This is a genomic window from Aeromonas taiwanensis (assembly GCF_000820165.1).
Taxonomy (GTDB): domain Bacteria; phylum Pseudomonadota; class Gammaproteobacteria; order Enterobacterales; family Aeromonadaceae; genus Aeromonas; species Aeromonas taiwanensis.
On the sequence record NZ_CDDD01000087.1, the window covers coordinates 24,656 to 37,062 of the forward strand.

At 64.4% G+C, this 12,407-nt stretch carries 13 protein-coding genes; 5 read left to right on the forward strand and 8 right to left on the reverse strand.

Translation table 11 applies throughout. The annotated features are described in order from the left end of the window. The first annotated feature begins 6 nt into the window (after positions 1-6). A complete protein-coding gene (locus BN1136_RS15065; RefSeq protein ID WP_043761650.1) occupies positions 7-657 on the forward strand; it encodes a tellurite resistance TerB family protein in 651 nt (216 codons plus the stop codon). Between the two features lie 36 nt (positions 658-693). Here BN1136_RS15065 and BN1136_RS15070 read toward each other — a convergent pair whose 3' ends face one another. Then, positions 694-2,130, reverse strand: a complete 1,437-nt coding sequence (locus BN1136_RS15070; RefSeq protein ID WP_043761648.1) for an aminotransferase-like domain-containing protein — start codon at positions 2,128-2,130, stop codon at positions 694-696. A gap of 120 nt (positions 2,131-2,250) precedes the next feature. On the opposite strand from BN1136_RS15070, the gene BN1136_RS15075 reads away from it, so the two are divergent. The 3 genes from BN1136_RS15075 to BN1136_RS15085 are packed head-to-tail and all read left to right on the forward strand — an operon-like array spanning position 2,251 to position 5,085. Further along, positions 2,251-3,822, forward strand: coding sequence for a cytochrome ubiquinol oxidase subunit I (locus BN1136_RS15075; protein ID WP_043761646.1), 1,572 nt, complete (start codon positions 2,251-2,253; stop codon positions 3,820-3,822). After that, a complete protein-coding gene (gene cydB / locus BN1136_RS15080; protein ID WP_043761645.1) occupies positions 3,822-4,949 on the forward strand; it encodes a cytochrome d ubiquinol oxidase subunit II in 1,128 nt (375 codons plus the stop codon). Before BN1136_RS15075 ends, cydB begins: the two co-directional genes overlap by 1 nt. 22 nt (positions 4,950-4,971) lie before the next feature. Further along, the gene (locus BN1136_RS15085; protein WP_043761643.1) at positions 4,972-5,085 is read left to right on the forward strand and encodes a CydX/CbdX family cytochrome bd oxidase small subunit; all 114 of its coding nucleotides are present in this window, start codon (positions 4,972-4,974) and stop codon (positions 5,083-5,085) included. 62 nt (positions 5,086-5,147) lie between these two features. On the opposite strand, the gene BN1136_RS15090 is transcribed toward BN1136_RS15085, so the two are convergent. From BN1136_RS15090 to BN1136_RS15110, 5 genes are all read right to left on the reverse strand, one after another. Continuing rightward, positions 5,148-6,320, reverse strand: a complete 1,173-nt coding sequence (locus tag BN1136_RS15090) for an MFS transporter (RefSeq protein ID WP_043761641.1) — start codon at positions 6,318-6,320, stop codon at positions 5,148-5,150. A 217-nt stretch (positions 6,321-6,537) separates the two neighbouring features. After that, the gene (gene dkgB / locus BN1136_RS15095) at positions 6,538-7,341 is read right to left on the reverse strand and encodes a 2,5-didehydrogluconate reductase DkgB (RefSeq protein ID WP_043761639.1); all 804 of its coding nucleotides are present in this window, start codon (positions 7,339-7,341) and stop codon (positions 6,538-6,540) included. Between the two features lie 81 nt (positions 7,342-7,422). Continuing rightward, positions 7,423-7,713 (reverse strand): putative quinol monooxygenase, encoded by a 291-nt coding sequence (locus BN1136_RS15100; protein ID WP_043761636.1) that lies wholly within the window; start codon positions 7,711-7,713, stop codon positions 7,423-7,425. A 184-nt stretch (positions 7,714-7,897) separates the two neighbouring features. Continuing rightward, positions 7,898-8,260 (reverse strand): VOC family protein, encoded by a 363-nt coding sequence (locus tag BN1136_RS15105; RefSeq protein ID WP_043761633.1) that lies wholly within the window; start codon positions 8,258-8,260, stop codon positions 7,898-7,900. 40 nt (positions 8,261-8,300) lie between these two features. Further along, positions 8,301-8,687: a DUF6404 family protein gene (locus BN1136_RS15110; RefSeq protein ID WP_043761630.1), complete on the reverse strand. Its 387-nt coding sequence runs from the start codon at positions 8,685-8,687 to the stop codon at positions 8,301-8,303. Between the two features lie 169 nt (positions 8,688-8,856). Between BN1136_RS15110 and BN1136_RS15115 the strand changes: the two genes are divergently transcribed. Then, positions 8,857-9,759: a LysR family transcriptional regulator gene (locus BN1136_RS15115; protein WP_043761628.1), complete on the forward strand. Its 903-nt coding sequence runs from the start codon at positions 8,857-8,859 to the stop codon at positions 9,757-9,759. 178 nt (positions 9,760-9,937) lie between these two features. On the opposite strand, the gene glpK is transcribed toward BN1136_RS15115, so the two are convergent. After that, positions 9,938-11,440: a glycerol kinase GlpK gene (gene glpK / locus BN1136_RS15120; RefSeq protein WP_043761721.1), complete on the reverse strand. Its 1,503-nt coding sequence runs from the start codon at positions 11,438-11,440 to the stop codon at positions 9,938-9,940. Between the two features lie 43 nt (positions 11,441-11,483). Beyond that, a complete protein-coding gene (locus BN1136_RS15125) occupies positions 11,484-12,332 on the reverse strand; it encodes an MIP/aquaporin family protein (RefSeq protein WP_043761626.1) in 849 nt (282 codons plus the stop codon). Between the last annotated feature and the right edge of the window lie 75 nt (positions 12,333-12,407).

Genomic DNA, 12,407 nt, shown 5'->3' on the forward strand with positions numbered 1-12,407 from the left:
GGGCCTATGAAACAAATACTTGATCAACTGCTGAGTAGCGGCAAGGGCTGGCTCAACGACGGTGGCGACACGCGCAAGGCCCAGATGAAGGGCATGGCCCAGGGCGGGCTGGCGGCCGGGGCCATGGCGCTGCTGCTTGGCAACAAGAAGATGCGCAAGTATGGCACCAAGGTAGCGGCGGTGGGCGGGGCGGCCGCCCTCGGCGGGCTCGCCTACAAGCTCTATCAGGACTGGCAGGCCCAGCAGTCCACCCCGGCGCAGCCGACCCAGCCCCTCGGCACCCTGGAGGGCAACGCCCTGGATGCCCGCGCCAACCTGCTGGTGCGGGCCATGGTGGCGGCGGCCCGGGCCGACGGTCACATCGATGTCGCCGAGCGCCAGAAAATCCAGCAGTACCTGACCGAACAGGGTCAGGGGGACGCGGCCCGCTGGATTGACGGCGAGCTGTCCCGCCCGCTGGATCCCCAGGCACTGGCGCGGGAAGTGACCGACATGGAGCTGGCGACCGAGGTCTACCTCGCCTCCCTGCTCGCCATCGAGGTGGACCACTTCATGGAGCGCGGCTATCTGGACGAGCTGGCACGGGCCCTCAAGCTCGATGACAACCTCAAAGGCAGCATAGAACGCCAGGTGGCCCAGCTGGAGGGGCCGGGTTGATCCCGGGTTAATCCATGGAGTGTCGACAAGGCCCCGCTATGGGGCCTTGTCGTTTCTTGAGGGAATGGCGTCCAGCTGCTGCCGGATAAGCTCCGCCAGCCGGGTGAGAGCGGCCTCCAGCGGCTCGCTCCAGGGATGGGAGCTGTTGAGGCGCAGACAGTGGTTGTGCAGCCCCTGGCTGGAGAAGAGGGCCCCCGGCGCCAGTGAAAAACCGCTGGCCAGCGCCCGGGCGTGCAGGGCGCGGCTGTCGAGGCCGGGGTCAAACTCGAGCCAGAGAAAATAGCCGCCATCCGGGGCGCTGATCCTTGCCTCGGGGAAGAGGCGCAGCAGGGCCGCCCGCATCTGCTGCTGGCGCTGGGCCAGGGTGTGACGCAGCCGGCGAAAATGGGCGTCCACTCCACCCTGGCGCAGCATGTCGGCGAGCGCGAGCTGGCTTGGCACATTGGTGGAGAGGGTCGACATCAGCTGCAACCGCTGGATGCGCTCGGCATGGGGCCCTGCCACCACCCAGCCGACCCGAAAGCCCGGCGCCAGGCACTTGGAAAAGGAGCTGCACAGCAGGCTGTCCCCCCGCGTATCCCAGTACTTGATGGGCCTGGGCCGCTCGCGCCCGACATAGAGCTCGGCATAGACGTCGTCCTCCACCAGCGCCACCTCGCGTCGGTTGAGCAGCGCCATCAGCCCCTGCTTGTGCTCATCCGGCATGGTATGGCCGAGGGGATGCTGGACATTGCCCATCAGCCAGCACGCCTTGACGGGGCGCTCGGCGAGGGCCTCTTCCAGCAGGGCGAGATCGATGCCGACGCCGGGGATCACCGGGATCTCCACCGCGTTCAGCTTGAGCCGCTCGATGGCCTGCAGGGCACCGTAGAAGGTGGGGGATTCCACCACCACCCAGTCACCGGGCTCGGTCAGCACCTGCAGGCTGAGGGAGAGCGCCTCCATGGCGCCTGTGGTGATGATGATCTCCCCGGGATCCACCGCCAGCCCCTCACCGGCGTAGCGCTGGGCGATGGCGCGGCGCAGCGCTTCGTTGCCGGGGGGCAGATCTGCCACCGTGCTGAAGGGGTCGAGCCGGCGCATGCTGCTGGCCAGCGCCCGGCCGAGCTGGGGGTGAGGGAAGAGGGTGGGATCGGCCATCGCCATGCCGAGCGGCACCAGTTCCCGGGACTTGCTTGCCTGCAATACCTCGAACACCAGGTCGTTGATGTCCACCGAACCGCTGTAACTGGCCTGCAGGGGAGTGCTGATGCGCTGAGGGGAGGCGGCGGCCTTGACGTAGTAGCCGGACTGGGGCCGCGCCAGGATGAGGCCGCGGCTTTCGAGCAGCTGATAGGCCTGCAGCACCGTCATGGGGCTGAGGCCGTGGGTCTTGCAGCTCTGGCGGATGGAGGGGATGCGCTCCCCCGGCTGCCAGAGGCCGCTCTCTATCTGCTGGTGCAGCTGATCTGCCAGCTGGCCGTATAGGGACATGGTGGGCTTAAACTGTTATAGGTGTATTTCACTATAACTGCATCTGTTATAGGTGTCATGGCACGTGATGTACTTAACGGGCGAAAACCTGTCCGTTAAATGCAACATAGAGAGTCATGCATGATAAGCCTGGATGATGTGGTCAGCCTCTCCCGAATGCAGTTCGGGGCGACGGCGATGTTCCACTTTCTGTTTGTGCCCCTCACCCTGGGGCTGTCCTGGATCCTGGTGATCGCCGAGTCGGCCTACGTGATGACCGGCAAGGTGATCTACAAGGACATCACCCGTTTCTGGGGCAAGCTGTTTGGCATCAACTTCGTGATGGGGGTGACCACCGGCATCACCCTGGAGTTCCAGTTCGGGACCAACTGGGCCTATTACTCCCACTACGTCGGCGACATCTTCGGCACGCCGCTGGCGGTGGAGGGGCTGATGGCCTTCTTCCTGGAGTCCACCCTGGTGGGTCTGTTCTTCTTCGGCTGGGACAAGCTCTCCCGGGGTCAGCACCTGCTGGTGACCATGCTGGTGGCGCTCGGCTCCAACCTCTCCGCCCTCTGGATCCTCATCGCCAACGGCTGGATGCAGAACCCGGTCGGCGCCGAGTTCAACCCCATGACGATGCGCATGGAGCTGGTGGACGTGGCCGCGGTCATCTTCAACCCGGTGGCCCAGGTCAAGTTCGTCCACACGGTGGCGGCGGGCTATGTGGCAGCCTCCCTGTTCGTGATGGGGGTGAGCAGCTGGTATCTGCTGCGCGGCATGGAGGTGCGTTTCGCCCTGCGATCCTTTGCCATCGCCTCGGGTTTTGGCCTCGCGGCCATCCTCTCTGTCATCGTGCTCGGGGACGAGTCGGGCTATCGCTCGGGGGAGGTGCAGCAGGTGAAGCTGGCCGCCATCGAGGCGGAGTGGGAGACGGAGCCCGCCCCGGCTTCTTTCACCCTGTTCGGCCTGCCGGATCAGCGTGCCGAAACCACCCACGCGGCCATCAAGATCCCCTATCTGATGGGCATCATCGCCACCCGCTCCCTGGATGAGCAGGTGACGGGCCTCAAAGATCTGAAAGCGCAGCACGAGGCGCGCATTCGCAGCGGCATGCTGGCCCACGAGGCGCTCGAAGCGATGCGGGCCGACGGCAGCAACCAGGCGGCCCGCGCCACCTTCGAGCGCCACCGCGGCGATCTGGGCTACGGCCTCTTGCTCACCCCCTATGCCAAGGAGATCGGCAAGGCGGACGAGGGGGCCATCGCCCGGGCGGTGGAGGACTCCATCCCCCAGGTGGCGCCGCTGTTCTGGAGCTTTCGCCTGATGGTGGGCATCGGCGTGGTGCTGCTGGCGCTCTTTGCCGCCGCTTTCCTGCAGCTGTGCCGGGGCAGGCTGGTGCAATCCCCGCGGCTGCTCAGGGCCCTGCTCTGGTCTATCCCGCTGCCCTGGATTGCCATCGAGGCGGGCTGGTTCGTGGCGGAGTTCGGTCGCCAGCCCTGGACCATCAGCGACGTGCTGCCGGTGTCGGCCTCGGTGTCGTTGCTGCAACCGGGCCAGCTCTGGTTCAGCCTCATCGCCATCTTCCTCATCTACACCAGCCTGCTGGTGGTGGAGCTGTTCTTGTTGCGTCATGTGATCCGCAAAGGGCCTGCCAGCCTGCAGACGGGTCGCTATCAAGGTGAAGTGTTGCAAAACGGGAGTCCTGCCTGATGGATTACGAAACCCTGAAATTGATCTGGTGGGGGCTGGTGCTCTTCATGCTCGTCGGCTTCGTGGTGATGGACGGCTTCGATCTCGGCGTGGCCATGCTGCTGCCGGTGGTGGCCAGGAACGACGAGGAGCGGCGGGTGCTGCTCAACAGCGTGGGGCCGGTGTGGGAGGGCAACCAGGTGTGGCTCATCGCCGGGGCCGGCGCCCTGTTCGCCGCCTGGCCCCTGGTCTATGCCGCCGCCTTCTCGGCGCTCTACGTCCCCTTCATGTTCCTGCTGTTCGGCCTCTTCCTGCGTCCGGTGGGCTTTGACTATCGCAGCAAGCTGCCGGACCCGGTCTGGCGCCGCTGGTGGGATCGCGCCCTGGTGGTGGGCGGTCTGCTGCCGACCCTGGTGTTTGGCGCCACCCTGGGCTTGTTGCTGCAGGGGCTGCCGTTTCGCTTCGATACGGCCCTTCGCATCCACTATGGTGCATTTGACTTCCACTGGCCGCTGCTGTTGACCTGCATAGGGACGGCGCTGGCGCTGCTGCTCCTGCATGGCGCCAGCTTCCTGCAGTGCAAGACTCAAGGGGAGATCGCCCGGCGCAGCGCCCGCCACAGCCTCTGGCTCGGCCCGTTGGCGACGTTGCTCTTTGCCATTGGCGGGCTCTGGCTCGGCCAGATGAATGGCTACCGGATAGCGGCCATCGGCGATCTCAACGGGGCCCTCACGCCGCTGATGAAAGAGGTAGCGGCGGTACCGGCGGGCTGGCTTGGCAACTTCGCCGCCCACCCTGTGCTCTGGGCCGTGCCGGCCTCGGGTCTCTTGCTGCCGCTCTTGAGCGCCCTGGCAAGCGCCTCTGGCAGGCCGCGCCTGGCGATCACCGCGAGCGGCGGTGCCTGCGCCGTCATGATGCTGACCGTGGCCATCGCGCTCTTCCCCTTCGTGCTGCCCTCGTCCCTGGATCCGGCGAGCAGCCTGACCCTGTGGGACGGCACCTCGAGCGAGCGCACCCTCTTCATCATGCTGGGGATCGTCGCCGTGCTGATGCCGGTCAACATCGGCTATACCCTCTGGGTCTACCGGGTGGTGCGCGGCAAGGTGAGCACCGAGCAGGTGCGCCAGCACGGCCATAGCCTCTACTGACACGAACTTGGGAGTCTTCGATATGTGGTATTTCACCTGGATGCTGGGACTGGGCTTCGCCCTGCTGTGCGGCCTGGTCAACCTGCTCTGGCTGGAGGCCCGCTGGGCCGCCGATGAGGATCTCAAGGAGTCTTGAGCCCCGCCGCTGGATATGACAAAGGCCGACACCCAGTGTCGGCCTTTTTGTTGCGTTCTTTCCTAGATCGCAGGGGCTAGGCGGGTGGCCTGGCGTTCGCTCAGATGGGTCAGACCATAAGCCAAGAGCACGATAAGGGCGCCAATCCAGGGGGTGTGCATCAGGCCGAGGTGTTCCACCACCAGGCCGCCGACCACGGAGCCCAGGGCAATGCCGACGTTGAAGGCGGCGATGTTGAGGCCGGAGGCCACGTCGACCGCGTTTGGAGCATGGTGCTCTGCCTGTTTCACCACCAGCACCTGCAGACCGGGCACGTTGCCAAAGGCGAAGGCGCCCCACACCAGCACGGTGAGTACCGCCAGCACCGGATGGGGCGCGGTGAAGGTGAGCACCAGCAGCACCATGGCTAGGCCGGCAAACAGCAGCTTCAGCGCGGGCAATGGGCCCATCTTGTCGGCCAGCTTGCCGCCCCAGATATTGCCGACGGCGACCGACACTCCGTACACCAGCAGAATGAGGCTCACGGCACCGGCACTGAAGCCACTCACCTGTTGCAGGATGGGGGCGAGGAAGGTAAAGGCCGTGAAGGCGCCGCCGTAACCGAGCGCCGTCTTGGCGTAGACCAGCAGCAGCGGCTTCTTGGTGAGCACCGAGAGCTGCTCGCGGAGGGTAGAGGCCGCGCCCTGGGGCAGGTTATTTGGGATCAGCAGCAGGCTGCCCACCATGGCGACGACCCCGAGCAGGCTCACCACCAGGAAGGTATCGCGCCAGCCGAACACCTGACCAATCCAGGTGCCGAGGGGCACGCCGGTCACCAGGGCCACGGTGAGGCCGCTGAACATGATGGCGATGGCGCTGGCCGCCTTCTCTTTGGCCACGAGGCCGGTGGCGATGGTGCTGCCCACCGAGAAGAAGACCCCGTGGGCCAGCCCGGTGAGGATGCGGGCGACGATCAGGCTCTCGTAACCGGGGGCCTGCCAGGCGAGCAGGTTGCCGGCGGTGAAGAGGGCCATCAGCCCCACCAGCAGCCACTTGCGCGGCACCTTGCCGGTGAGTGCCGTGAGCACGGGGGCGCCGATAGCCACCCCCAGGGCATAGAGGCTGACCAGGAGGCCCGCCGAGGGGAGCGAGACATTGAGCTGCTCCGCGATGGTGGGAATAAGTCCCACGATCACGAATTCGGTGGTGCCGATCGCAAAGGCACTTAAGGTGAGGGCAAATAACGCCAGTGGCATAACAACTCCTTGGATGGTGGCTCCCGACGGGAGAATGGCGCCAGTATGACGATGACCTTTGTTGGCAAAAATGGCGGCGATATCAAATGACTTTTGGTGAATTTGCAGCAATCGCGACGGGGGGATAGGACGAATGATGCATGGCGCCAAATAAAAAAGCGGGAGGCACAGTGCCTCCCGCTTGTCGTTGTGTGTGGTGCTGCGTGATCGCCCCGGATCAGTCCCAAGCCGGTGCAAAGTCCGGGTTGGCGCAGCGCTCGCCTCTGTCCAGGGTGGCGATGGCCGCCATCTCCTCGGCAGTGAGTTGCACCTTCAGCGCCGCCAGGTTGGCGGCCAGGTTTTCCCGTTTGGTGGAGCTCGGGATCACCGTCATGCCCTGGGCCAGCAGCCAGGCGAGCGACACCTGGGCCGCAGAGACGCCGTGACGCTTGCCGATCTCCATCAGCAGCGGCTCGGTGAGCACCTTGCCATAGGCGAGCGGCATATAGGCAGTGATGGCGATGTCATGGGCCTGGCAGAACTCCACCACCTTGCGGTTTTGCAGCAGGGGGTGGATCTCCACCTGCTGGTGGGTGATGGCGCCCGGTCCCAGGATCTCGATGGCCTGTTCAAGCTGGGCCACGGTGAAGTTGGAAACCCCGATCTCCCGGGTCAGGCCCCGGGCTTTGGCCTCGGCCAGCTGCTCCAGATAGACCGCCATCGGCACCTCATCCTGGGGGGAGGGCCAGTGGATAAGCGCGAGATCCAGGTAGTCGGTGCCGAGTTTTTCCAGGCTCGCTTCCAGGCTCGGGATCACCTTGCCCGGGCCGAACTCGCTGGTCCACACCTTGGTGGTCAGGTAGATATCCTGGCGGGGCACGCCGCTTTCGCTCATGAGCTGGCCCACTTCAGCCTCGTTGTCATAGATCTGGGCGGTGTCGATATGGCGATAGCCAAGTTCAAGGCCCTGGAGCAGGGAGTCGCGCAGGGGCTGATCTTTCAGGCGGAAGGTTCCAAGACCCAGGTTGGGCATCTTCATCATTCAATTCCTCAGGTTATTGTTTGTACGCTCAATCTTGTGCCGACCCGCCCCTAGGCGGACAGAGGGTGGGCCGCAGGGATATCAGACGCGCCGGTAGCGGCTCACGACCCGGTTGGCAAACCAGGGGGCGGCGAGGCTGGCAAAGGCGATAAAGTGGGGCTGCTGCTGGTGGGCGTCGAGGGCGGCCTCGCTCTCCCACTCCTCGTGCAACATCCAGCCATGGGGGCTCTCCAGGCTTTGGTGCAGCTGGTAGCGAAGGCACCCCGGCTCTTGCAGGGTAGCGGCAATCAAGGGGTTCAAGGCGGCGCGAAACCGGTCGGCAAATTCGGGTTTGGCGTCAAGCCGGGCAATCACTGTGATGGGGGATGGCATCTGGACCTCCTTGCAATGTCGAAGGCCAGTATGCCCGCCCTAGACTGGGGGATACAGGGCAGCAGTTGCAAAACACTATTGGGATAAGCGCAGCAATCAGGGCGGCGACGCCAGCCAATGCAGGAAGGTGGCACGCTAAGTGAAGGTGACTTTAAGCCGGGGGCAGCCGGGCTACCCCTCGTCATCAAATCTGGGCCGGCTCCGACCAGACGGCAAACTCGTTGCCGCTGGGCTCGACAAAGTGGAAACGGCGGCCGCCGGGGAAGTCGAACAGGGGGCGCACTATGGTGCCGCCATGCTGGCTCACCTTCGCCAGGGTCGCCTCGATATCGGCGCTGTAAAACACCAGGAGAGCGCCGCCTTGCGCGCTCTGGTTGCACAGTTCGGCGCGATAGAAGCCGCCATCCAGCCCTTCTCCCTCGAAAGCGCAATAATCGGGGCCGTAGTCGGCGAACTGCCAGCCAAAGGCGGCGGTGAAGAAGGCCTGGGTGGCGGCGAGATCCCTGGCCGCAAACTCCACATAGTTCAGTTTTTCATGGGCTTTCATAAGGTACCGCTCCCTGCTGATAAGTGAGGCCGGGTGTCATCTATCTGGGCTGCCAGCGCTTTTGCGTGCGGATCGTGGAGTGGGGCAAGGCGTCCCAGGGGGTCAGCTTGAGCTGCTTGCGCCGAAACCAGAGCCAGGTCGCCATCAGCAGACCGACCCCTATGCCAAACAGGAGTCCCTGGCGCAGGGCAAACCCCAGGCTCGCCTCATGCTGCCAACCGAAGAACCACATCAACATCCCCCAGATAGCGCCGATGGGCAGACCCAGAGCAAGGATGTTGACCAGAAAGCGCTCGTAGTGGGGCGGCCTGACGGTGAGTCCCGCCTTGCGCAGCAGCCAGATGATCGGCGGGTTGTAGTTGAGTTCCTGCACGCCCTTGTCGGCCAGCTCTCTATGGGCGGCGGCCAGCCTGTATTCGAATGTCATATCATCGTCCCTGTCATGGTGTGGCGCCATACGGTGCCATCAGGCGGCATTGTACAGACATGGGGGAAGATAAAACAGGCGGAGTGTCACGATACGAAGTGACGCCTGCCTTGCCAACTCCCGGCCATTGCGCCTATAAAGGCCCATCACTCTTGCCAGGATGACAGCAATGAAGACCCATTCCGATGAACTGACCCTGTTCGTGGCCGTGGTGGAGGCGGGCAGCTTTCGCCAGGCGGCGGAGAACCTCGGCATGGACAACTCGGTGGTGAGCCGGGGCATCAAGCGCCTCGAAGAGAAGCTCGCCACCGTGCTGCTCAATCGCACCACCCGCCGGGTCAGCCTGACCGAGGAGGGGAGCTGGTTCTATCAGCGGGCGGTGAAGATCCTGACCGAGATGAGCGAGGCGGAGGGGCTGCTGCTGATGCGTCGGGAGCAGCCGGAGGGCGTGCTGCGGGTCGATGCCGCCACCCCCTTCATCCTGCACCGGCTGGTGCCCATCATCGGCGAGTTTCGCCGCCGTTATCCGGGGATCGAGCTGCAACTGCACAGCTCGGAGGGCTTTATCAACCTGATGGAGCGGCGGGTGGACATGGCCATTCGCATCGGCGAGCTGACCGACTCCTCCCTGCGGGCCCTCCCGCTCGGGCGATCCAAGCTGCGGCTGCTGGCATCCCCGGCCTATCTGGAGGCGCGCGGTACCCCGCGCCAGCCGGCGGATCTGCTGGCGGGTCACGAGCTGCTCGGCTTTTTGCACCCCGATCACCTGAACCACTGGCCGCTGCTGAGCACGGAGCAGGGGGACAGGTTCTCCATCACCCCGACCCTGCGGGCCAGCAGCGGCGAGACATTGCGTCAGCTGGCGCTGGCGGGGCAGGGGATCGTCTGCCTGTCGGACTTCATGACGGGGGATGATCGGGCGAGCGGCGCCCTGGTGGAGGTGCTTGCCCGCAGCAACAGCGGTGCCTCGCGCCCCATCAATGCGGTCTTTTATTCCGATGCCCAGCGGGACATCCGGCTGCGGGTCTGGCTGGATTTTCTCAAGGAGCAACTCGGCGCTGAGGCGTTATAGAGGGCATGCCGACAGTTCCAACCCCCTCCCGGCCTCCCCCTCCACGAGGGGGAGGGGTCAATTTCTCCCACCCCTTGGCAAGGGGAGGGAACCGAGGGTGCTTGCGAGCGCCAATAAAAAGAGGCCGACATCGCTGTCGGCCTCTTCTGCTTTCATTTCAAGGATATCGGTTACCCGATCACTCCTCTTCTGCCCAGCGGCGTGAACGCTCGACCGCCTTCTTCCAGCCGTTGTAGCGCTTGGCGCGATCGTCGCGGTCCATCTGGGGGATGAATTCGCGGTCCACGCTGAACTTGTCTTCCAGCTCTTCCGAGCTCTTCCAGAAGCCGACGGCGAGGCCGGCCAGGAAGGCGGCGCCCATGGCGGTGGTCTCGATCCGGGTCGGACGCACCACAGGGGTGTGCATCATGTCGGCCTGGAACTGCATCAGGAAGTCGTTGGCGACCGCGCCGCCATCCACCTTCAGGGCCGCCAGCTTGATGCCGGAGTCCTGCTGCATGGCATCCAGCACGTCGCGGCTCTGGTAAGCGATGGATTCGAGCGCCGCACGGATGATGTGGTTGCGGTTCGCGCCACGGGTCAGGCCGACCATGGTGCCGCGAGCATACGGATCCCAGTAGGGGGCGCCCAGGCCCACGAAGGCCGGCACCAGGTAGACGCCGTTGGTGTCGCCCACCTTGGAGGCGAAGTAGTCGGTATCGCGGGCATCGTGGATGATCTTGAGCTCGTCACGCAGCCACTGGATGGTGGCACCGCCCATAAACACGGCCCCTTCCAGCGCGTAGTTCACTTCCCCTTTCGGGCCGATGGCGACCGTGGTCAGCAGGCCGTTGCTGGAGCGAACCGGCTCGGTGCCGGTGTTCATCAGCATGAAGCAGCCGGTGCCGTAGGTGTTCTTGGCCATGCCTTTCTCGAAGCAGAGCTGGCCGAACAGGGCGGACTGCTGGTCACCGGCGATGCCGGCGATGGGGATGCGGGAGCCGCCGCCACGGGTGGTGTAGCCATAGACCTCGGAGGAGGGTTTGACTTGTGGCAGCATGGACATGGGGATGCCCAGCTCGTCCAGCATGCGCTCGTCCCACTTCAGATCGCGGATGTTGTAGAGCATGGTGCGCGACGCGTTGGTCGGGTCGGTGACGTGCACTTCGCCGTTGGTCATCTTCCACACCAGCCAGGTGTCGATGGTGCCAAACAGCAGCTCGCCGTTCATTGCCTTCTCGCGGGCCCCTTCCACGTTGTCCAGGATCCACTTCACCTTGGTGCCGGAGAAGTAGGCATCCAGCACCAGGCCGGTGTTCTCGCGAACGTACTCTTCCAGGCCGCGGGCCTTGAGCTCCTCGCAGATGGCCGCGGTGCGGCGGCACTGCCAGACGATGGCGTTGTAGATGGGCTTGCCGGTGGCTTTTTCCCACACCACGGTGGTTTCACGCTGGTTGGTGATGCCGATGGCGGCGATCTGCTCGCTGTGCAGGCCGCTTTTGGCCAGCACTTCGGTGAAGACGGAGGACTGGGTCGCCCAGATCTCCATGGGGTCGTGCTCCACCCAACCCGCTTTCGGGTAGTGCTGGGTGAATTCGCGCTGGGAGGTCGCGACTATGTTGGCATCCTGATCGAAGACGATGGCACGGGAGGAGGTGGTGCCTTGATCCAGCGCGACGACATATTTTTTATCAGCAGACATGATGTTCTCCACGTTCTTGTTTTCCACGTTGGGGGGACCGCTTTCAGGCGGCGGCCTCTTCTTTGTTAGACAGCTTGGTGGCTTCTTCGGCGGCGACGCGGTTGCCCGGGACGCAGGGAGCCAGCACTTTCACGTACAGGGCGGTACCGATCTGGGCGCCGACGATGGGGCCGAGGATGGGGACCCAGAAGTAGGGGTTGTCGCGACCACCGGTCAGGGCAACATCACCCCAGCCTGCGACGAAGGCAAACAGTTTGGGACCGAAATCACGGGCCGGGTTCATGGCAAAGCCGGTCAAGGGGCCGAGGGAGGCACCGATCACCGCGATCAGGATACCGATCAGCAGGGCTGCGGCGAAGCCTTTGGGGGCGCCGTTGTTGTTGTCACCCAGGGCCATGATGCCAAGCATCAGCACGGCGGTGATCACCATCTCGACCGCGAAGGCCTGCATGTTGGAGAGCAGGGCATTGGGGTAGGTGGAGAAGATGCCGGCGGTGCCGAGGCTCTCGATGCTGCCGCGTACCACGTTGTGGGTCAGTTCCCACTGGGTGAACAGGTTGCTGTAGAGGGCGTAGACCAGGGCGGCGGAGGCGAAGGCACCGGCGATCTGGGCGATGATGAAGGGCACCACCTTGCGCTTGTCGAAGCCGCAGAAGGTCATCAGGGCCAGGGTCACGGCAGGGTTGAGGTGGGCACCGGAGATGCCGCCGGTCACATAGATGGCGATGGCAACGCCCAGGCCCCAGGTAATGGAGATTTCCCATTGCCCGAAGTTGGCGCCAGCCAGCACCAGGGCGGCCACGCAGCCGACGCCGAAGAAGATCAGCAGGCCGGTGCCGATGAACTCGGCGAGACATTCGCCAAGCAGGGTATTGGGTCTTTGTATGCTCATAGTTGTTATTCCTTATATCCACCCACAGTAGGTTTGATGTTCCGTTTCGTTATCTTGCAGTCCCATTTATTGCGT

Excerpts from the sequence above, each read along its gene's own strand:
- BN1136_RS15065 (WP_043761650.1), top strand. The coding sequence starts at position 7 with ATGAAACAAATACTTGATCAACTGCTGAGTAGCGGCAAGGGCTGGCTC.
- BN1136_RS15070 (WP_043761648.1), bottom strand. The coding sequence starts at position 2,130 with ATGTCCCTATACGGCCAGCTGGCAGATCAGCTGCACCAGCAGATAGAG.
- BN1136_RS15075 (WP_043761646.1), top strand. The coding sequence starts at position 2,251 with ATGATAAGCCTGGATGATGTGGTCAGCCTCTCCCGAATGCAGTTCGGG.
- cydB (WP_043761645.1), top strand. The coding sequence starts at position 3,822 with ATGGATTACGAAACCCTGAAATTGATCTGGTGGGGGCTGGTGCTCTTC.
- BN1136_RS15085 (WP_043761643.1), top strand. The coding sequence starts at position 4,972 with ATGTGGTATTTCACCTGGATGCTGGGACTGGGCTTCGCCCTGCTGTGC.
- BN1136_RS15090 (WP_043761641.1), bottom strand. The coding sequence starts at position 6,320 with ATGCCACTGGCGTTATTTGCCCTCACCTTAAGTGCCTTTGCGATCGGC.
- dkgB (WP_043761639.1), bottom strand. The coding sequence starts at position 7,341 with ATGATGAAGATGCCCAACCTGGGTCTTGGAACCTTCCGCCTGAAAGAT.
- BN1136_RS15100 (WP_043761636.1), bottom strand. The coding sequence starts at position 7,713 with ATGCCATCCCCCATCACAGTGATTGCCCGGCTTGACGCCAAACCCGAA.
- BN1136_RS15105 (WP_043761633.1), bottom strand. The coding sequence starts at position 8,260 with ATGAAAGCCCATGAAAAACTGAACTATGTGGAGTTTGCGGCCAGGGAT.
- BN1136_RS15110 (WP_043761630.1), bottom strand. The coding sequence starts at position 8,687 with ATGACATTCGAATACAGGCTGGCCGCCGCCCATAGAGAGCTGGCCGAC.
- BN1136_RS15115 (WP_043761628.1), top strand. The coding sequence starts at position 8,857 with ATGAAGACCCATTCCGATGAACTGACCCTGTTCGTGGCCGTGGTGGAG.
- glpK (WP_043761721.1), bottom strand. The coding sequence starts at position 11,440 with ATGTCTGCTGATAAAAAATATGTCGTCGCGCTGGATCAAGGCACCACC.
- BN1136_RS15125 (WP_043761626.1), bottom strand. The coding sequence starts at position 12,332 with ATGAGCATACAAAGACCCAATACCCTGCTTGGCGAATGTCTCGCCGAG.